A 20,233-nucleotide genomic window follows, 5' to 3' on the forward strand; every position below is an offset into this window, starting at 1 on the left:
ATGACACGCACCGGCTTGATCACACTACTCTTCGCCTCAATCGCCTCTTCCACATTTGCGCAGGAGGACTGGACCGCACGCGAGGCATCAGTCCCCGCGAACCCCCTCAAGAACGCCTATTTCGGCGAGACCCATGTTCATACGGCCTTCTCGCTCGATGCTTATATCGGCGGGGCCCGACTGACGCCGTTCGATGCCTACCGGTTCGCGAAAGGGGAGAGCGTCTCGTCGAACAACGTGCAGCGCAGCATCGGACGCCCGCTCGATTTCGCCGCCGTTTCCGACCATGCAGAATTCCTGGGCGAGATGCTGTCGACCCAGTACCCCGACGCGCCGGGCCATTACCAGGATGCCCTCGTCGAGCTGCGCGGCCTCAAGGACATCGACACCCAACGCGCGTGGTTCCTGAAGTATGTGGTCGAAAACAACCGCTCGGGCGCACCCGAGCACCCGCCCTTTTTCGCTGGACCCGAGACAACCATCTCGGCCTGGAAGGACGTGATCGTGGCGGCGGCCGAGGCGCACTACGAGCCCGGCGCCTTCACCACCTTCATCGCCTTCGAATGGACTTCCGCGCCCGGCGGCGGGAACATGCACCGCAACGTCATATTCCGGGACACCGTTGTGCCCGACCAGCCGCTGAGCGCGCTCGACACCGTGGACGAGGAGATGCTCTGGGCCTGGATGGCAGAACAGGAGGCGAACGGCTCGACACTTCTGGCTATCCCGCACAATTCCAACGGCAGCAAGGGGCGGATGTTCGAACCCCTCGACAACGCCGGAAATCCCCTGACTCAAGAATACGCCGAGACCCGCGCGAAGTGGGAGCCGTTGATCGAGATGATGCAGATCAAGGGGAATTCGGAGGTCGTGGCCTCGCTATGGCCGAATGACGAGTTCGCGGATTTCGAGAACGCCGAGAGCCTCGCCACCTACAGCGAGCGGACATTCCGGGAGCAGAACTTCGCCCGCTGGGCCGTGACAAAGGGGCTCGACTACGAGGCCAAGCTCGGCGCGAACCCGTGGAAGCTCGGCTTCATTGGCGGTACTGACAACCACAACGGCATGCCGAGCGATGTGACCGAGGCAACCTACAACGGCAGCCACGGCGTCGCCGACGGTACTGTTGCGCAGCGACGCGAGGGCGAGATCGACGGGTGGGTGAAGGGACCCGAAGCCAACCCCGGATCAATCGCCGGCGTCTGGGCGCCGAAGAACACCCGCGGCGCGATCTTCGACGCGATGCGCGCGCGGGAGACCTTCGTGACCTCCGGGCCCCGCATCAAGCCTCGCTTCTTTGCCGGAGCCGGGCTGGTCGAAACGGACGACCCCGTGCGGATGGTGATGGACGGCTACGCCAACGGCGTGCCGATGGGCGGGACGCTGCGCGCGCTCGATGGCCCGCCGCAGTTCACCGTCCATGCGCTGAAGGACCCGGAGGGCGCCAATCTTGACCGCATCCAGATCGTCAAGGGCTGGATAGACGAAGACGGAGAGCCCCAGGAAAAGATCGTGGACGTCGCTTGGTCCGATGACCGCATGCCTGCGCCTGACGGCAGGCTTCCCGCCGTCGGCAACACGGTCGACCTGACGACAGCGACCTATTCCAACACGATCGGAGCGGCCGAGCTTGTCGGACACTGGACCGACGACGCGTTCGATCCGGCGGCGCACGCCGTCTACTATCTGCGGGTCCTCGAGATCCCGACGCCGCGATGGACGACCTACGACGCGGTCCGCAACGGCCTTCCGCTGCTCGAGGGCGTGCCGGCGACGATACAGGAACGCGCCTGGACCTCGCCCATCTGGTACACGCCGTGAAAGGGACCTCCGCCATGAAGATTGGAAATTCGCCCCTGCGGACGGCCTTGCTTGGAACAGCGCTCGCCGGCTTTGCTGCGCCCGCACTTGCCGTCGAGGGCGGGATCGGCGCCTACTTCCTGGGGACCCGCGACACCTTGGCTGGGATCGTCCCGCCGCCCGGCACCTACCTGTCCTTCACTTACGACCGCCTCGAGGGCAATGTAGAGGGATTGTCCGCCGGCGGCCTTCCGATCCGGGCGGACACAGATCTGACACTCGACCTTCTCCGCGTCGGGATCACGCAGTCCTTCGCGGCGCCTCTCTGGGGCGGCACCCCGGCCCTGAACCTGACCGTTCCCTTTTTGAACCCGGAGCTGACCTGGACTGCCGTCACGCCACCACTTGACGGGGCTGCGATCGACGACAGCACGTCGGGAATTGGAGACCTTTCGGTGACGGGGCTCGTCGGCTGGCATAGCGACAAGCTTCACTACAGTACCGGCCTCACGGTCTATGCGCCCACAGGCAATTACGACACGGCCACGGTGAACCTGAAGGAACGGACCGTCGACGCCCTGTCGAACGGCAAGAACGTCTGGACCTTCCAACCCTTCGTCGCGGCGACCTGGCTCGACACCTCCACGGGGTTCGAAGCATCGGGAGCGATGAGCTTCCTCTTCAGTACCGAGAATTCCGCCACAGACTACCAGACCGCACCGGCGCTTCAACTCGAGGGAGCGGTCGTCCAGCGCATCCGCTCGGGCTGGGGTTTCGGGGTGACCGGTTACTTCTACCAGCAGCTTGACGACGACAGTGGCAAAGGCGCGGATCAGACCCGCGCCGCCCTCGGCGCCGAAAGCCTCCAGGCGCGTGTCGCCGGCGCCGGTCTCATCGTCACCTACAGCGGGGGGACGATGTTCGGAGCCGAAATGAGCCTTAAGGCGAAATACGTTACGGAGTTTGCCGCCAAGCGCCGCTTCGAGAGCGACACTTTCATATTGAACATAGCCTTCGCGTTATGACCTGCATTCGGCACCAATGAGGTTGGGCGTGCGGAACGTCAGGCTTGGTGCGCGTCGTCCATTCCGGTGGCCCAAGTCTTCTGACGACAGGCAATCGAAGGTGCGTTTCGCGAGATAGGGCTTTGAGAACTTCGGGTGATCAACCTGCCTCGGCCCGGCAACGATAGACATTGTCAAAGGTGAGCCTCGTCAGGGTTCATCTTGAGGATCGCGTAATTCAGGCATGCGGCGACGGTTACCCAGATCAGGTAGGGGATCAACATGATGCCGGAAAGAGTATCGACCTGAAGAAATGCAACGGTCGTTGCCCCAACCGATGCCCACAACAGAACGATGATCAGCAGTCCGGCACGCATGCGATGCAGGCCGAAAAAGACAGGCGTCCACAGGGTGTTGAGCGCGATCTGGAGCGCCCACAAGGCCAGAGCAAGACCGCTTTCTCCCGTGACGGCGACACGGGCCGCAGCCCAGGACATTACCAGGTAGAGCGATGTCCACATGACGGAGAACACCCAGGAAGGGGGTGTCCAGTCGGGCTTTCGAAGATCGCGATACCAATCTCCCGGAGCGAACAACACGCCAGTTGATCCCGCTGCGACGCAAGCTGCCAGGAAGATCAGGAACAAAAGAAAAGTCAAAGCTCCTACTCCACTATGGACCGGTTCAGGCGGTCGTGAATACTCAGGGACCTAGTAGACACCAATCTCGGCAAGCGACACATCCGCTGTGTGATCCCTTCCGAACGCAACAAGTCCGATCGAGTGGATCGATTCCGGTGACACACGACGCGGCAGCAACCGTCCCGAAGGTTGGAAGGCGGACCAGGGCAACCTAACCTCGCTCCAGTTCGGCCCGGTCTCAAAGCCTGCCTGATAATACTGCCAGGGAAGCCTCGTCGCGCGCGTCCTCAGGTGAATGAAGTAGCGCTCACCATTGCCGCGAACCCTGAGGACCAGCCCGGAGCTGTCCGCCTCAAGGGTGTCGACCATCGTGCGGACCTGAATGAAACCGCCTCGATTTGCGGTGCTGACCTCTCCTGTCAGCCGAATGAAGGTCTGTCCATTGTCGTTGCCGAGGCTGGACTGCCCTTGGGACACGCCGCCCATCACGTTGTCTGCGACGTAGGTCCATGACAGCTCCGACGCCGCTTTCATTTGTTCACCCCCGGCACTGTCACCCGATGCGAGAGACGCTCCAAATGCAAAGATGGTCGCGAGAATAGTTCTTCTGATCATGAAGCTCACCTGTCCTACATGCGCGACCCGATTCCTGTACCTATATTAAGGAAGTTTAACGCAGGTGATGAGGCACAAGGTGACAGAAGCCACGCAAGGATTGACCGCTGCCGAAGCCAAGGGGCTCAGGACGGCGAAGGAACTCGAAGGCCACCTGGCATGGCTCGACACGTTCACCCCGGCGGCGCTCGGCGTCTTGGCAATCGCCTCCGGCATCTACACCTACCTCGGGGTTTCGACGCTTCTGGAGGACACGGGTGCGATGTCTTTCTTTGCGGCGGTCGCCTATTCGATTGCGGTGTCGGTGGGGATTTTCGTCTTCTGGAGCTACATGCTTCGATTGCTACCGTCGATGCGCAGCGCTGCCGGGTTCATTGGCCTCACGGTCTCCACCATCGTGGGCTCCCTTGCCATCGTCGCCATGTCGAGTTGGCTGAATGCGGCAGCGCTGGCGGGCTCGGCGGCGGTCGAGCAACATCTCGATTATACCGTCCGCGACTACCAGGCCGCGCTGGAGCAATCCCACGACATCGCCTTGTCGGGACAGGCTCTGGGCCGCGAGGTCCAGCGTGCACGGGAAGCCTTTGAAGCTCTGGCCGACCAGGAAAGGTCCGGCGAGTTGTCCGGAGCCGCAGGGGAGGGCGCTGTTTTCCGTGTGCTGACCCAGAAGAACGAGGAGCTGCGGAACCTGGAAGGGCAGATCGCCGGGCAGCAACCCTTGATCGAGGCAGCCTATGAAGAAGGCAACGCGATCCTCGGAAGAATGCGTGCGCTCACTGTGGCGCCCGGACCGGTCGAACAGCGCTCGGTGGCGTTCTCGGAAGAAAGCGTCCGGCTGGCCGGCGTGATCTCGAACCTGAACCAGTACTCGGTCGCCCCGCTGGTATCGCGTGCGGCGGCAGACCTTCCTGCGTCGGTTGTCCTGCCTGAACTGGATGGCCGCAACAGCGCCGTCCGGGATGCGCAATCATCGACCATCGCATCCGTGCTCGATGCTCTCGATCAGCGCAGCCGGACACTCAAGCAGGCCGCCGATGAGGTGCTCGCCCTGGAGCCCCCGCAGGAGACAGCCTACAATCCGATTTCCAGCGCCGATGCCGTCATCCGGTATGCGGGCAGCTTCGTTCCGTCCTGGGCGGGAGCGATCGCCATCGATCTGCTCCCGGCCATCCTTGTCTTCGTTCTGGCCATCGCGCAGGCGGCAATCCGCAGCGGTCGCGACGGCCTGAGCATCGAGGAAACGCTGACCCTTGCCGATCTGAAGGCTGCGATCAACGCGATGAAGGACGTCGAGGCCACCATGGGCCTCGCTGATGGGGAGATCCAACGTCGTGTCGCAGCAATCGAGCCGGAACCGCTTATCAGGCAGGATGCGGCTGAATAGCAATGCTGTCTCCGAACACATCGCTTTCCCGCATCTCGATGCGCCGTGCCTTGCGTTGGGTGTTGATCGCTCAGGGGGTTCTCGCCGTATTGCTGGTTCTCTCGGATTTTCAGCTCGAATGGCTGCTCAGACCTGGTAGCAATACGGACCTTCCGGCCGGTCCGGTCAGCCCGGGGGATCAGGTGCGTCGTTACGAGCCGTCGCGCACCCACCCGGACTTCACCAATCCTGGAGCCTTGCCGCAGATCGAGTTCCCGGACGACGTCCCTGAACGGCTTGAATTCACGCTGGAGTCGCTGGAGGGGGTCGGAGATTTCGTGCTGGTCAACGGAGCGATTGCGCCCGGCGATGCGCAACGCCTCGAAGCGTTCATAGCCGGGCTCGAGACACCGCCGGATACGTTTGCTCTCAACAGCACCGGGGGAGCTGTCCAGGAATCCTTGAGGATCGGTCGTGCCCTGCGAGCGATGGAGGCCAACACCATCATGCTGCCTGGCAACTTCTGTCTTTCGGCATGTCCCTACATGCTTGCCGCAGGGACAGAGCGCTCGGTGTCGCTTCGAAGCGCTGTGGGGCTGCATCAGCACTATTACGATGCGCCGGGCTACATGCCCGTCTTCCTTGCGGTCGAAGGCATTCAGACCGGTCAAGGCCGCACAATGGAGTATCTTATTGAGATGGGCATCGATCCGGGTGTAATGGTCCATTCCCTCGCAACACCACCCGATCAGATCTACGTTCTTGTCGAGGAAGAACTCGTCGAAAGCCGGATTGCTACCGAAATTGCAGAATGACGCTGACGGGCTGTGGTTGAGATCATTGACCGAAGAAGTGTATCGACCCAGCGGAATCTGCTCAGGTTAAGCTGCTAATGCGAATGCCTCAGCGGGGGTTTTCATGTCCAGCGCCTGATGTGGGCGGCCATGGTTGTAGAAGCTGATCCAGTCGCCGATGGCGCGCGTCGCGTGCTGGATGCTGTCGAAGCGCTGACGGTGGATGCATTGCTCCTTCATCGTCCGGATCACGCGTTCGACCATGCCGTTCTGCTGCGGGCAGTGCGGGGTGATGAACTCCTGCTTCAGCCCGTAGTTGCGCACCAGAGCGGTGTAGGCTCCGAAACGCGGACGGAACGCGACTCCTTGGGCGTCTACGAGGTCCCTGAGGGAGCGCTTTACGGCGTGCACACCGCTCGGGCTCGTGACAATTTCCGCATCTCCGGCCTGTCGCTGCACCAGTTCCCAGAGATGGTTCAGGCGCTCGCGATGGTCAAAAAGGCGTCGGCCAGGGCGAACAGAATGCTTGGCGTTCTCTCCCTTGAGAAGGCGGCTGTGATTGAGGCCGTCTGTGACGAACTGTTGGCCGGGAAGCACCATGACCATTTCATCGTGGATATGATCCAGGGTGGGGCGGGCACTTCGACCAACATGAACGCCAATGAAGTGATCGCCAATCTCGGATTGCTCGAACTGGGGTTCTCGAAGGGCGAATGCCAGCATCTTCACCCGAACGACGACGTGAACAAATCCCAGTCGACGAACGATGTCTATCCGACAGCCCTTCGTCTCGCGATCCTTCTGAACATGCAGGCGTTCACGCAAGAGCATCAGCGCTTGTGCGACGCGTTCGAAGCCAACGCTCTCGAATTCGACGGCATTGCAAAGCTCGGCCGGACGCAGTTGCAGGACGCCGTGCCTATGACGCTCGGCCAGGAGTTCCGTTCATTCTCCAACACGATCGAAGAAGACATCGAACGCCTTCGGGACACGAGCCGGTTGCTGTGGGAGGTCAACCTTGGCGGCACGGCGATTGGTACCGGGGTGAACACGCCTGCCAACTACGCCGAAGTCGCTGTAGGGGAGTTGCGGCGCATTTCCGGTTTCCCGCTCCGTTCTGCACGCAACCTCGTTGAAGCCTCCTCGGATCTGGGAGCATTTGTTGCGTTCTCCGGCATCCTGAAACGCGTGGCGGTAAAGCTCTCCAAGATCTGCAACGATCTCCGCCTCTTGAGTTCCGGACCCCGTTCGGGATTCGGAGAGATCCGGCTTCCGCCGGTTCAGGCCGGCTCCTCGATCATGCCGGGCAAGGTGAACCCGGTCATTCCCGAAGTGGTGAACCAGATCGCTTTCCAGGTTATCGGGAACGACTTGACCGTCACGATGGCTGCCGAGGCGGGGCAGTTGCAACTGAACGCAATGAAACCCGTCGCCATCCTGAATATATTGCAATCATTGCGAATTCTGAAGTCCGGCATGGCATGCCTTACGGATAGATGCGTATTAGGCATCGAGGCTGATGAAGCGCGTTGCCATTTTCTGCTGAACAACAGCCTTGCATATGCGACGTCCCTGGTGCCGGAGATCGGATATGAGAGAGCTGCGCAGGCCGCCAAGTACGCTCTCGCCAAAAACCTGTCCATTTCCGAGGCATTGATTGAACTGGGAATCGAAGCCACTGTTTCTAATTGAGGTTGAGTGTCTGCGCGTCGGATGCGGTCACGCAGCGTGACCTGCTCTGCATGACGGAAACGCGATCATCTTGACGGGGGTCAGAAGGTCGCGCCTCGCAACGGGCCGCCGATCCGTCCTGCCGCCGTCAGGTGGCTGCGAATGCGCTCGGGGACGCTCTCGGACTCCATCGCATACAGCCGGCAATCGGATATGGCCTGCCGCAAGTTCACGGATCGCCCGATGTACTCCATGACCACCCGTGAGCTTGACGGTTCATGTGTATCACGCCCCGAAACACCCATGTTCAACCCGGTCAGCATTGATACGCGGTTCCTGTAATTCATGAAGAGAACCGTCTGGGTCAATTCTGATCCAGTGAGGGTTTCCTGGTCCAGCATATGCATTCTATCGCCCACGACCGTAGCGAGACCCGCATATTTGAAAACGTCGGGCGGACCGACCTTTCCATCGTACTTCAAACGTTCCAGGCGCTTGTACAACGTGTAGTCGTTCCAGCCGTATATGTAGACGAGTGATTTGAGGATGTGGTTCGGATGCGAGAAGGACAGATAATACTGGTGATAGTATCCTTGAGTCCGGCTCAGCATTCCTCGATTTCTTTGTGCCTGAGAGAGCATATCCGAGAGCCCAGGTGGCATCAGGATGTCCTCGCCGCCGTGAACCGGACGAAGCCGAACGAGGTTCTTGAACTGGTCGTGCGGAAGCAGGATCTCATACTCGTCAAAACCGAAGAAATCGCAGATCCGACGAAGGTTGTATCGGGACGGAAAGGAACTGCCTGACAGATACTTCATGAATTGCTGCCGATTGATCTGCAGCTTTCGGCACATTTCAGAGATCGAGGGATAGTAGCTCGCGGCGAGTTTGAGGTTCGCCATGAAGTTCTCGGTCGTGAAATCGGTCATGCGAGCGTGCTGTATCCTCTGAAGCGCCATGTGGCGACATGCACACCTCGGACGATAGAGCCAAGGAAAAGCGGGTCAAGCCTGTGCCGCCGCCGGCCGATCGAGTCGGGCGTGCCGTGTCCGGTTGGGGCTGCACGCCGGCGGGGCAGGGGATCTTCGGCTGGCGGGTCTCGGCTCAGCCATTGCCAGGTTTGACATCGGTGAGCTTACGCAGCCTGTCTCCCATCATGCTGATGCAAAGAATGGTCAGGAACATGAAGACCTGTTTGGAAAGGCCATTTTCGAAGTGGCATAGCTTACGGAGTCCTGAACTCTTCCGCCTGCCAACGAGAAAACAATCACATTAACCGGACCTTGATTCTACCCGTAGCGAAAGTACGCATACCGCCCTCCCTGTTGTGCTGCGCGCCGCAGCGCAGCGGGTGCGGCGCTCAAATCACCGATCGTCGCTTTCGGCCCAGAGCCGACTTTTGCGCGAGCCGCGGCGGACGGCTGCAACGAGCCCATCTCGGACCTTCGGGTTGAGCGCAGCATTCGACACTCAAGGCGGAACGGGGCCGTTCGTCGCACAAAGCTCTGAGGTCCGGTTCGGCGATTTTGGTGACTTCTGTGTCATCAGGCGGATACCCGCCATGGTACGACGATCGGAGCGTCGGAGAGCGAAGCTGCTCCCTATGGAAATAGCAGTACGGCCTCCCGAGGGACTTGCGAGAAAGAGCTTGCCTCGCCAGCGAATTCCCTGAAGGTGAAAGCGTTGGCGTGAGGTCGGGGGGACGGCGCGATGATTTCGATACTTGCTTCGCTTCTTGCGGTGAACGCGGTCCTGCACGGGATGATCATTGCTCGCTTCGGCGTGAAGGGAAACGAGCCTCCGCTCGCCTTCGGAATCGCCTACGCCGCCCTCGCCGTCGGAGTGTTCCTGGCGATCCCCTACGCGCTCTGGGCCACCCTGATCGTCTCGGTCGTAGGTGTCGCGGGCCTTACGGCGGCCTATGCGAAGATTCCGCACGAGAAATCAGTGGAGCGCCTCTGTTGGGCACTGGGGGCGATTATCATCGTGCTCACAGCCTACCTCCTTTTCCTGCACTGAGGGCGACGCTCACTCATCCCGGTGCTTCATGAAGGCCGAAGCATTGGCCCGCCCTCTGGACCTTTGCCGCGATAGGCACAACGGCAGCTTCGTCGGGATCAGTGGCCTCTGTCTGGGCCATGGTGGAGGTCAGAACAGGGTCGTTCTTTATGGTTTGGGCTCAGCGAACGAAGGTCCACTTCGTCCCGCAACCCGGTCATCTGCGCCGGTCGCGGCGAATGACCGGAATCCGCCCTTCCTGACCGATACTGCATCGGCGAGGAAAGGCGGTCCGGAGTATGACAAAGGCGACGCGAATGCCTATGGCCGTGAAGATGATGCCGCGCCTTGATGGGAGACGAAGACGAACCTCGGCAGAGGTTCATTCACCCTAACGGGTTCGTTTGCTTAGAGAGCACGCAAACCTTTGCGCTAATCGTGCAATCCTTTGGGTGGAATGTACGGTTTTGCGCGATCCTCCAGAGGTTCAGGCGTCCAGGTTTTCCACACTGAGGGCGTTCGACTGTATGAATTCGCGTCGCGGTTCGACCACGTCGCCCATCAGCTTGGTGAAGATATCGTCGGCTTCCGCCATGTCCTCGATCCGCACCTGCAGCAGGGTTCGCGCCTCCGGGTCCAACGTCGTTTCCCAGAGCTGATCCGGGTTCATCTCTCCGAGACCCTTGTAGCGTTGAAGGCTCAGGCCCTTCTCCCCTTCCTCGAGGATCGCGGCGAGCAGGCCGAGCGGGCCGAGGATCGGGAATTCCTTGTCCTTCCGAACCAGAGCCGCCCCGTCGCCATAAACATCCTGCAGCGGCTTTGTGTGCTCGCCGAGGCGCAAGGCTTCGCGTGAGCGGAGCACCTGGCCGTCGAGCCGGCGAACTTCTTCGACACCTCGCACGGAGCGGGACAGGCTGATGCCCTTGTCCTGGGTAGGACGGCCTTGCCAGCCGCGTTCGTATTCCACCGAGACCCGGTCCAGCCGTTCAGCGACCCGATTGGCAGTGCCCTGCAGGTCGGAATCCACCTGGCCGCTAACGAAAGCGCCGGCGATCGCGGCCTGTTCGAGGATGTGTTGCGGGTAGTGGGTCGGGAAGGCCTGGAGCATACGGCGAACCTGCCGCGCCTCCTCGACCACGCGCTTCAGGTCCTGACCAACGATCTCCTCGCCGGTTCCCAGACGCAGGCGCGCGCCCTCGATCCCCATTTCGATCAGGTAGTCGTCCAGCGCCGCCTGGTCCTTGAGATAGACCTCCGACTTGCCGCGCGACACCTTGTAGAGCGGCGGCTGGGCGATGAAGAGATGACCGTCTTCGATGATCTCAGGCATCTGCCGGAAGAAGAAGGTCAGCAGCAGTGTCCGGATGTGCGCGCCGTCGACATCGGCGTCGGTCATGATGATGATCTTGTGATACCGAAGCTTGGAGATGTCGAACTCCTCGCGGCCGATGCCGGTGCCCATGGCGGTGATCAGCGTGCCGATCTCCTGGCTCGAGAGCATCCGGTCGAAGCGCGCGCGTTCCACGTTGAGGATCTTGCCCCGGAGCGGCAGGACGGCCTGGTTGGAGCGATGCCGCCCCTGTTTGGCCGATCCCCCGGCGGAGTCACCCTCGACGAGGAACAGCTCCGACTTGGCCGGGTCCTTCTCCTGGCAATCGGCGAGCTTGCCGGGCAGCGAGGCCACGTCCATCGCCGTCTTGCGGCGGGTCAGTTCGCGCGCCTTGCGCGCAGCCTCGCGGGCCAGCGCCGCCTCGATGATCTTGCCGACAATGATCTTGGCCTGTGCCGGGTTTTCCTCGAACCACTCGCCAAGTTTTTCATTCACCAGCCCCTCGACGGCGGGGCGAACCTCGGAACTCACCAGCTTGTCCTTGGTCTGGCTGGAGAATTTCGGATCGGGCACCTTGACGGATAGCACGCAGGTCAAGCCTTCGCGTGCATCGTCGCCGGTGAAGTTCACCTTCTCCTTGCGCGCGATCCCGGAGGTGTTGGCATAGAGGTTGATGGTGCGCGTGAGTGCCCCCCGGAACCCGGCGAGGTGGGTGCCGCCATCGCGCTGCGGAATGTTGTTGGTGAAAGGAAGGACGCTCTCGTGGTAACTGTCGTTCCACCACATCGCAACCTCGACGCCAATCCCGTCGCGCTCGCCTTCCATGTAGATCGGCTCGGCCATTGTCGAGGACTTGGAGCGGTCGAGATACTTGACGAACTCCTTCACGCCGCCATCGTAGCACATCTCCACTTCCAGCGGTTCCGCGGGGCGCTCGTCACGCAAAACAATCCGCACGCCGGAGTTGAGGAAAGCTAGTTCGCGCAGGCGCGTCTCCAGTGTCTTGAAGGAGTATTCGAGGTTGGAGAACGTGTTGGTCGAGGCCATGAAAGTGACCTCGGTCCCCTTGCGCCCGTCGGAATCTCCGACGACGCGGAGATGTTCCACGCATTCACCGTGTTCGAAACGGGCGAAATGCTCCTTGCCGTTGCGCCAGATCCGAAGCTCCAGCCAGTCCGACAGGGCGTTCACAACCGAGACGCCGACGCCGTGAAGGCCGCCGGACACCTTGTAGGAATTGCTGTCGAACTTACCCCCGGCGTGCAGCTGGGTCATGATGACCTCGGCTGCGCTCACGCCTTCTTCGGGGTGGATGTCCACGGGGATGCCGCGGCCGTTGTCCGACACGGAGACGGAGCTGTCGGAGCGGATCGTCACCGTCACCGCATCCGCGTGGCCCGCGAGCGCCTCGTCGATCCCGTTGTCGACGACCTCGTACACCATGTGATGCAGGCCCGAGCCATCGTCCGTATCGCCGATATACATGCCGGGGCGTTTGCGGACTGCTTCCAAGCCCTTGAGAACCTTGATGGATCCTGCGCCGTATTCTTCTGCCCGGTTCGCGTCGTCTGCCATGCGGCCCTTCCTTATCAACCTTGCGAGTTTATACTTCCCCCTCGGGGCTTTGTCACGCCAATGACACAAGATTTGGGGGTCCGTTTGCGCCACCACCACGGTCCCTGCCGGGCCGGAAGCCGGGGCAGGGAAAAACGCGGCGCAGGCTCCGGCTTACCCCCCGCGCACCTCCGAGATGCCCGCCACGTCGACCACTTCCAGCCGGTGTGCATCCGCACCGAGTTCGGCGAAAAGCTCGCGCCCGGTGCCTGTCATCCAGGCCTGAACGCCGAGCGCCGCGATCTCGTCGTAGAGCGCGGCCCGCCGTGTCTCGTCCAGATGCGCGGCCACCTCGTCGAGCAGCAGGAGCGGCGGGGCTCCGCCCTCCGCCGCAAGTGCGCGGGCATTTGACAGGATCAACGACAGAAGCAGCGCCTTCTGTTCACCGGTGGAACTCTGACGCGCGGCGATCCCCTTTTCGGCATATTGTGCGGCGAGATCGGCGCGGTGGGGGCCGACCAGGGTCCTGCCCGCGGCCATGTCGGCCCGGCGGCTGGTCAGCAAAGCCTTCCGCAGCTCCTCCTCAGTTACGGGGAACTCCGGCCCGTCCGGACCGGCGAGTTCCAGATCGGCCGCCGGAAAGGCGGTGCGCGCCGCCTGCTGCGCCGCCGTGATCCGTTTGAGGGCGGCGAGGCGGTTGGATTGCACCTGCGCGCCCGACTCCGCCATCTGAATTTCCAGCGCATCGTACCAGGCGCCGTCACGCACCTGGTCCTTGAGCAGCCGGTTGCGCTCCCGCATCGCCTTTTCGTAGGTCAGCACGGCCTCGCCGTGCCCGGGTTCGAAACTCAAAACCAGCCGGTCGAGGAAGCGCCGCCGCCCTTCGGCGCCTTCGATCCAGAGCCGGTCCATCGCCGGCACCAGCCAGACGACCCGGACGATCTGTCCGAGCGCAAGCTGCGTCGCTGTCTTCCCGTCGATCCTGACCTGCCGCGCGGCGCCGCCCTCGGACCAGGTTTCGACCTCGTGAACCTTGCCGAGGACCGACACTTCCGCCGAGATCTTCCAGCCGAGCGCTTCCGGCCGTCGCGCCATCTCCTCCGCCGCCGCCCGGCGCAGGCCGCGCCCGGGCGACAGCATCGACACTGCTTCCAGAAGGTTGGTCTTTCCCGCTCCGTTCGGTCCGAACAAAGCAACCTGCCCGCCTCCCGGCGTCAGCCGGGCGGAACGGTGCGAGCGGAAATGCGAAACCGCCAGAGAGGTGACGGCCAGACCCGTCATTCAACCCTCTTCTTCTTGGCAAAAATACCCCGGCGCGACCTGTAAGCCCGCGCGCCGTGCATCAGACGCGCATCGGCATGACCACATAGACGGCGCTGGTGTCCGATCCCTCGCGCATCAGCGTCGGGTCGCCGGAGGAGTTGAACATGAACACGGCGTTCTCGCGGTCCACCTGGCTTGCGATCTCCAGCAGGTATTTCGCGTTGAAGCCGATCTCCAGCTTCTCGTCACCATAGGCGACCGGGAGTTCTTCGACGGCCGCACCACTGTCAGGCGCATTGACCGACAGCACCAGCCGGTCCTCGTCCAGCGCCAGCTTGACGGCGCGGGAGCGCTCCGAGGAGACGGTCGCGACGCGGTCCACCGCCTTGGCGAATTCGTTGGCGTCGACTTCCATCTTGCGCGGGTTCCCTACGGGGATGACGCGCGCGTAGTCGGGGAAGGTGCCGTCAATGACCTTGGAGGTCAGGGTGATCTCCGGGGTGGCGAAACGGACCTTGGTCTCGGAAACCGAAACCGCGATCTGCGCCTCGTCATCGTCGAGCAGCTTGCGCATCTCGCCCACCGTTTTGCGGGGCACGATCACGCCGGGCATTGTCTCGGCGCCGGGCGGCAGGTCGGCATCGATCCGGGCCAGGCGGTGGCCGTCGGTAGCGACGCATCGCAGGACCTTTCCGCCCTCGCCATCGGCCACATGCATGTAAACGCCGTTCAGGTAGTAGCGCGTCTCCTCGGTGGAGATCGCGAATTTCGACTTGTCGAAAAGCCGCCGCAGTACCGGAGCCGGCGCGGCAAAGTTCGACGTGTATTCCGCGCTCGCCATCACCGGGAAATCTTCTTTCGGCAGCGTGGCGAGAGTGAAGTTCGAGCGACCCGCTTCGACCGTCAGCCGGCCGGAAGCGCCGTCGTCGGAAAGCTTGACCAGCGCGCCGTCGGGCAGCTTGCGCACGATCTCGTGCAGGGTCACCGCCGACACGGTCGTCGCACCGGCGCGCTCCACGACCGCGGGCGCCTTGTCGACAACCTCGATGTCGAGATCCGTCGCCCGGAAGCTGGCCGTGTCGCCCTCCGCCTCGATGAGCACGTTGGCCAGGATCGGGATCGTATTGCGGCGTTCGACCACCGACTGCGCCTGAGACACCGCCTTCAGAAGGGTGCCGCGTTCGATGCTGATTTTCATGCAATCGCTCCCAATTCCACCGGGACCGCCACCCTATCGCTTTCGCCCTGCCGCACAAGTGCATATTGAGCACAGTTCGGCAGTTTGAACAGCGTTTAGCGCGCCTCAGGCCTCCAGCATGCGTCGCAGCAATTCGAGGTCTTCGGCAATCTGGTTGTCGACGGCCTTCAGCTCCTCGATCCGCTTCACGGCATGCATCACGGTCGTGTGGTCGCGACCGCCGAACCGCTTGCCGATTTCGGGCAGCGACCGGGAGGTCAGTTTCTTGGCGAGATACATGGCCATCTGGCGGGGGCGGGCGATGGTGCGGTGGCGCTTGGGGCCGATCATGTCGGACAGGCGCATGTTGTAATGCTCCGACACCTTGCGCTGGATCTCCTCCACCGTAACCTTGCGGTCCGAGGCGCGCAGGACGTCGGCGAGACAATCCTGGGTCAGTTCCAGCGTGATCTCGCGGCCCACCAGAGAGCCGAAGGCGAAGAGCTTGGTCAGCGCACCTTCGAGCACGCGGACATTGGTCGAGATCCGGTGCGCGAGGAACTCGAGGACCCCGTCCTGGATCCTCAGCCCCGGATAGCTCTCGCGATACTGATCGACCTTGTGCTGCAGGATGCCGAGGCGCAACTCGTAGTCGGTCGGGTGCAGGTCGACCACAAGGCCGGACTGCAGGCGGCTCGCGATACGATCTTCCAGCTTCTTGATCTCGACCGGCGCACGGTCGGCGGAGATGATGATCTGCTTGTTCTGGTCCACCAGCGCATTGAACGTGTGGAAGAACTCTTCCTGGGTGCTGTCCTTGCCGGCGATGAATTGCACGTCATCGACCATCAGCACGTCGACGGAGCGGAACATTTCCTTGAACTGCATCGAGCTGTTCTCGCGGAGTGCCTGCACGAAGCGGTACATGAACTGCTCCGCCGAGAGGTAGACCACGCGCAACTCGGGCCGGGTGGTGTGCAGGTGCCAAGCGATCGCGTGCATCAGGTGGGTCTTGCCGAGACCGACGCCGCCATAAAGGAACAGCGGATTGAAGCTCACCGGCCCGCCTTCGGCCACGCGACGCGCGGCGGCATGGGCCAGCTCGTTCGGCTTGCCGACGACGAAACTGTCGAAGGTGAAACGCTTGTCGAGCGGAGCGCCCGGAAGCTCGATGCCGGAACCGCTCGCTGACTGCCGGGACGCGGAGCTGCGACCGTATGCGGCAACATGGCCGTTCATGACGGGCTTCGCCGCTGCGTGTTCCAGTTCCGGCTCGTTTGCAACGTCATCCGCGCCGGCATTCGCGGCTTTCGCCGGGCGCTCGGCCGCGACGCTGAATTCGATCCGCTCGACCGGCTCACCGGCCCGCGAGAAATGGTGCTGAATCTGCTCGCCGAAGTTTCGGGACACCCAGTTACCGATGAAATTCGTTGGCACGAGGAATCGCGCGATGCCGTTTTCAACGCCATCAAATTCCATCGGCTCGATCCAGGTAACGAAGTTGTTCTTGCCCACTGCCTTCAGAAGATCTTGCTGCACACGTCCCCAGGTGTCTTTTGTCATCGTGCCCTTGTCCGTTTTCATTCTTTTTGTTTCCGCATGGCCGGCCGATCTCGGAGAATCGGTTGGGCCCGGCGGAGGCGCGGCTCAAATGATCAGGGGGCAGATGCTTATCGTTCCAGTGCCACAGAACACTGGATTCCCGGGATCGAGGACCCCGAAAAAACGCAAGTTACCGCCATTTCGGACGGCTGCGCGTAATAAACACTATGGACATGGGGTCGGTTAAAGCGCGGGATATACCCGATTTTTTCCCTTTCCCCTCCCACTGACCGGCGGCAGAGCCGGTGCAGCAGGCGTTCGATCTGTTTGCGAACGGACAGCGGAAACTTCCCCAAAACCCCTGTCAGCCGCGATCGATCCATGTCCCCCCGGACGATGTGAATCGCAGGAGCAAGCTAGCAACAGGGGCTCAGATCGCGCAACTGAACTTCGATCTTGACTCACGCTTTGTCGCGGCGAATCCCAAAAATGTCACTAAGTCCCTGAAAAGAAACAACATACCCGGAAACGAAAAACGGACGCACCCCGAAGAGGGGACGCGTCCGTCAATTTCGGTAGTCGAGTGCGGTCAGGCGCTGATGGCCTTAACGCGGGACGACAGGCGGGACATTTTCCGTGCCACGGTGTTCTTGTGCAGAATACCCTTGGTCACGCCGCGCATCAGCTCGGGCTGAGCGGCACGAAGGGCTGCGGCAGCGGCCTCCTGGTCCCCGGAGGCGATCGCTTCCTCGACGTTCCGGAGGAACGTGCGGATGCGCGACCGGCGCGCCTTGTTTACGGCATAGCGCCGTTCATTCTGGCGGGCGCGCTTCTTGGACTGGGGCGTATTTGCCATATGATCGGGTTCCGAATGTCGGTGATTACGTTCTTGAAGCCGCGTCTCTAGGCGGCTTGCCGGGACGAGTCAACCCGGTTGTGCCACTTATTTGTCGCGGAACTGCGCCTCGCGCTTCTCCAGGAAAGCGCCCATGCCTTCCTTCTGGTCTTCGGTCGCAAACAGCGCGTGGAACAGCCGCCGTTCGAACAAAAGGCCCTCGCGCAGCGGCATTTCATAGCTGCGGTTGACCGCTTCCTTTACTGCCATGGTGGTGAGCGCCGATTTGCGGGCGATCTTGGCCGCCGCGCCCATGGCCTCTTCCATCAGCTTCTTGGCCGGCACGACGCGTGACACGAGGCCGGATTTCTCGGCTTCCTCTGCGTCCATGAAACGACCGGTCAGGTGCATGTCCATGGATTTGGACTTGCCGACGAATCGCGTCAGCCGCTGGGTGCCGCCCATGCCTGCGACGACGCCGAGGTTGATCTCGGGCTGTCCGAACTTGGCGGTGTCGGCCGCGATGATGAAGTCGCACATCATCGCAAGCTCGCAACCGCCTCCCAGGGCATAGCCGGCCACCGCCGCTATGATCGGCTTGCGGCACCGCAGAATCGCCTCGGCTTCCGCGCCGAAAAGGTCGGAGCCGAAAACCTCCACGAAAGACTGCTGCGACATTTCTGCAATGTCGGCGCCGGCGGCGAAAGCCTTCTCGGAACCCGTCAGGACGATGCAGCGGACCTTCTCGTTCTCTTCCGCCTCGCGGAGTGCCTGCCCCAATTCGCCGAGCAGCTGGGTGTTCAGCGCGTTCAGGGCTTCGGGGCGGTTCAGCCTGATCAGGCAGATATGATCGGAGATTTCGACAATCAGTGTCTCGAAAGCCATGCGGCCGAGCCTTTCTGTGATTTCACAGGAAGGAAGGCTTACCACCCTGTGAGCCGCAATCAAGCTATCTTTGGCAGTTTGGGCAGTAGAAGCTGGATCTGCCCGATTGGACGACACGTCTGACCGTGCCGTCGCAGCCGGGTGTCGCGCAGGCTTCGCCCTCGCGGCCGTAGACCCGGAAGGCGTGCTGGAAATACCCCAGATCGCCATCCGCCTGCCGGTGGTCGCGCAGGCTGGAGCCCCCGGCCGCGATCGCTTCCGTCAGCACCTCCCGGATCGCCGGAACCAGAGTGGCGACACGTTTCGGCGCGATCCGATTGGCGCGCCGGGTTGGGGAGATGCCGGTCCGGTGCAGGACCTCGCACACATAGATATTGCCCAGTCCAGCCACCAGACGCTGGTCGAGCAGTGCGCTCTTGATCGGTGTCCGGCGGCCGTGAAGCGCCGCGGCGAGGTAGCTTTCGTCGAAGCTGTTTCCCAACGGTTCAGGGCCGAGGCTGGCGAGCAGCGGGTGCGCGTCGGCCTGCAGCGTGTCGACGAGGTCCATGGCGCCGAACCGTCGCGCATCGTTGAAGGTGATGCGAGCTCCGTTGTCCATCTCGAGCACGACGTGGTCGTGTTTCTCCAAAGGCTCCAGGCTGCGCACGAACAGGCCCGGCACGTCGCCCGCGACGGTCATCCGGCCCGACATGCCGAGGTGGATCAGCAGTGTCTCGCCGCTGCCGAGATCGGCGAGAATGTATTTCGATCGTCGACGCAGGCGCAGCACGGGCTGGCCGGTCAACCGCTCGGCCATGCCGTCCGGAAATGGCCAGCGCAGCCCCGCGCGGCGCAGTTCCGCCCGCGAAATCGTCGCGCCGCTCATCGCTGGCTCGAGGCCGCGCCGCACCGTCTCGACTTCCGGAAGCTCCGGCATGCTGGTCCCCTTCGCCGCAGTCGCCGGCAGGGTGCATTGTAACCCCCCGGCAGCGCCCTATAAGAAGGGGGAAACGACCGGGGGCAAGTCCCATGAGCAACGACTCGACCAGAACCACCCATTTCGGCGACCGCACCGTGCCCGAAGACGAGAAGAAAGGCCTTGTCGAAGGCGTCTTTTCCTCCGTCGCCTCGCGTTACGATCTGATGAACGACCTGATGAGCGTCGGCATCCATCGCGTCTGGAAGGACGCGATGATGGACTGGCTCGCCCCGCGCGATGGCCAGCGGTTGCTCGACGTCGCCGGGGGAACCGGCGACATCGCCTTCCGCTTCCTCAAACGCGCGCCGGGCGCGTCGGCTGTGGTCTGCGACATGACCGCCGACATGCTGGAGGAAGGGCGCAAACGCGCCGAGGCAGAGCGCCTCGCCGACCAGCTCGACTGGATCGTCGGCGACGCGATGGACCTGCCGTTCGAGGACGCCTCCTTCGACGTGGTCACCAACAGCTTCGGCACCCGCAACGTCACGCGGATCGAGGATGCGCTGGCCGAGGCCTATCGGGTCCTGAAGCCCGGTGGCCGGCTGATGAACCTCGAATTCTCGCAGCTTCCGAACCCGGCGCTGCAATGGGCCTACGACCGCTATTCCTACAACGTCATCCCGCCGATGGGGCAGATCGTGGCCAACGATCGCGACAGCTATCAGTACCTCGTCGAATCGATCCGCAAGTTCCCCAACCAGGAGCGCTTCGCCGAGATGATCCGCAATGCGGGCTTCGAGCAGGTGAAGTATCGCAATATGTCGATGGGGATCGTGGCCCTACACTCCGGCTGGAAGATCTGA

General features: G+C 62.3%; 18 protein-coding genes. 7 read left to right on the top strand and 11 right to left on the bottom strand.

Going from position 1 to position 20,233, the window contains the following annotated elements; all coding sequences use genetic code 11:
- A complete protein-coding gene (locus ACFQ2S_RS10230; RefSeq protein WP_386074368.1) occupies window positions 1-1,821 on the top strand; it encodes a DUF3604 domain-containing protein in 1,821 nt (606 codons plus the stop codon).
- 14 nt (window positions 1,822-1,835) lie between these two features.
- Window positions 1,836-2,825, top strand: a complete 990-nt coding sequence (locus ACFQ2S_RS10235) for a SphA family protein (protein ID WP_386074369.1) — start codon at window positions 1,836-1,838, stop codon at window positions 2,823-2,825.
- A 173-nt stretch (window positions 2,826-2,998) separates the two neighbouring features.
- Here ACFQ2S_RS10235 and tspO read toward each other — a convergent pair whose 3' ends face one another.
- Window positions 2,999-3,463: a tryptophan-rich sensory protein TspO gene (gene tspO, locus ACFQ2S_RS10240; RefSeq protein WP_386074370.1), complete on the bottom strand. Its 465-nt coding sequence runs from the start codon at window positions 3,461-3,463 to the stop codon at window positions 2,999-3,001.
- Between the two features lie 51 nt (window positions 3,464-3,514).
- On the bottom strand, window positions 3,515-4,060 hold the full coding sequence (locus ACFQ2S_RS10245; RefSeq protein WP_386074371.1) for a CIA30 family protein: 546 nt from the start codon (window positions 4,058-4,060) through the stop codon (window positions 3,515-3,517).
- A gap of 67 nt (window positions 4,061-4,127) precedes the next feature.
- Here ACFQ2S_RS10245 and ACFQ2S_RS10250 point away from each other — a divergent pair, with 67 nt between their 5' ends.
- Together ACFQ2S_RS10250 and ACFQ2S_RS10255 are read left to right on the top strand one after the other, a co-directional pair.
- Entirely contained in the window at window positions 4,128-5,444 is a 1,317-nt protein-coding gene (locus ACFQ2S_RS10250) for a hypothetical protein (RefSeq protein ID WP_386074386.1), read from the top strand.
- Window positions 5,445-5,446: 2 nt separating this feature from the next.
- Entirely contained in the window at window positions 5,447-6,238 is a 792-nt protein-coding gene (locus ACFQ2S_RS10255; protein ID WP_386074372.1) for a COG3904 family protein, read from the top strand.
- Window positions 6,239-6,304: 66 nt separating this feature from the next.
- On the opposite strand, the gene ACFQ2S_RS10260 is transcribed toward ACFQ2S_RS10255, so the two are convergent.
- Entirely contained in the window at window positions 6,305-6,628 is a 324-nt protein-coding gene (locus ACFQ2S_RS10260; RefSeq protein WP_386074373.1) for an integrase core domain-containing protein, read from the bottom strand.
- Between ACFQ2S_RS10260 and ACFQ2S_RS10265 the strand changes: the two genes are divergently transcribed.
- A complete protein-coding gene (locus ACFQ2S_RS10265) occupies window positions 6,584-7,909 on the top strand; it encodes an aspartate ammonia-lyase (RefSeq protein WP_386074374.1) in 1,326 nt (441 codons plus the stop codon). The genes ACFQ2S_RS10260 and ACFQ2S_RS10265 overlap by 45 nt on opposite strands.
- A gap of 80 nt (window positions 7,910-7,989) precedes the next feature.
- Here ACFQ2S_RS10265 and ACFQ2S_RS10270 read toward each other — a convergent pair whose 3' ends face one another.
- A complete protein-coding gene (locus ACFQ2S_RS10270; protein WP_386074375.1) occupies window positions 7,990-8,817 on the bottom strand; it encodes a helix-turn-helix domain-containing protein in 828 nt (275 codons plus the stop codon).
- Between the two features lie 781 nt (window positions 8,818-9,598).
- Between ACFQ2S_RS10270 and ACFQ2S_RS10275 the strand changes: the two genes are divergently transcribed.
- Window positions 9,599-9,907, top strand: coding sequence for a hypothetical protein (locus tag ACFQ2S_RS10275; protein WP_129634872.1), 309 nt, complete (start codon window positions 9,599-9,601; stop codon window positions 9,905-9,907).
- A 466-nt stretch (window positions 9,908-10,373) separates the two neighbouring features.
- Here ACFQ2S_RS10275 and gyrB read toward each other — a convergent pair whose 3' ends face one another.
- The 7 genes from gyrB to mutM all read right to left on the bottom strand — a co-directional run bounded on the left by gyrB (window position 10,374) and on the right by mutM (window position 19,388).
- On the bottom strand, window positions 10,374-12,791 hold the full coding sequence (gene gyrB, locus ACFQ2S_RS10280) for a DNA topoisomerase (ATP-hydrolyzing) subunit B (protein ID WP_386074376.1): 2,418 nt from the start codon (window positions 12,789-12,791) through the stop codon (window positions 10,374-10,376).
- A 153-nt stretch (window positions 12,792-12,944) separates the two neighbouring features.
- On the bottom strand, window positions 12,945-14,051 hold the full coding sequence (gene recF / locus ACFQ2S_RS10285) for a DNA replication/repair protein RecF (protein WP_386074377.1): 1,107 nt from the start codon (window positions 14,049-14,051) through the stop codon (window positions 12,945-12,947).
- 61 nt (window positions 14,052-14,112) lie between these two features.
- Window positions 14,113-15,231 (bottom strand): DNA polymerase III subunit beta, encoded by a 1,119-nt coding sequence (dnaN, locus tag ACFQ2S_RS10290; RefSeq protein WP_386074378.1) that lies wholly within the window; start codon window positions 15,229-15,231, stop codon window positions 14,113-14,115.
- A 105-nt stretch (window positions 15,232-15,336) separates the two neighbouring features.
- Window positions 15,337-16,773: a chromosomal replication initiator protein DnaA gene (gene dnaA / locus ACFQ2S_RS10295; RefSeq protein WP_386074387.1), complete on the bottom strand. Its 1,437-nt coding sequence runs from the start codon at window positions 16,771-16,773 to the stop codon at window positions 15,337-15,339.
- 568 nt (window positions 16,774-17,341) lie between these two features.
- Window positions 17,342-17,608, bottom strand: a complete 267-nt coding sequence (gene rpsT, locus ACFQ2S_RS10300; protein WP_089233765.1) for a 30S ribosomal protein S20 — start codon at window positions 17,606-17,608, stop codon at window positions 17,342-17,344.
- 87 nt (window positions 17,609-17,695) lie between these two features.
- The gene (locus ACFQ2S_RS10305) at window positions 17,696-18,472 is read right to left on the bottom strand and encodes an enoyl-CoA hydratase (protein WP_089233766.1); all 777 of its coding nucleotides are present in this window, start codon (window positions 18,470-18,472) and stop codon (window positions 17,696-17,698) included.
- Window positions 18,473-18,536: 64 nt separating this feature from the next.
- Window positions 18,537-19,388 carry a bifunctional DNA-formamidopyrimidine glycosylase/DNA-(apurinic or apyrimidinic site) lyase gene (gene mutM / locus ACFQ2S_RS10310; protein WP_386074379.1) on the bottom strand — a complete coding sequence of 284 codons (852 nt, stop codon included), beginning with the start codon at window positions 19,386-19,388 and terminating at the stop codon, window positions 18,537-18,539.
- A 92-nt stretch (window positions 19,389-19,480) separates the two neighbouring features.
- Between mutM and ubiE the strand changes: the two genes are divergently transcribed.
- A complete protein-coding gene (gene ubiE, locus ACFQ2S_RS10315) occupies window positions 19,481-20,233 on the top strand; it encodes a bifunctional demethylmenaquinone methyltransferase/2-methoxy-6-polyprenyl-1,4-benzoquinol methylase UbiE (RefSeq protein WP_386074380.1) in 753 nt (250 codons plus the stop codon).

The organism is Tropicimonas aquimaris, from assembly GCF_042676185.1.
In the GTDB taxonomy this organism is placed as follows: Bacteria; Pseudomonadota; Alphaproteobacteria; order Rhodobacterales; family Rhodobacteraceae; genus Tropicimonas; species Tropicimonas aquimaris.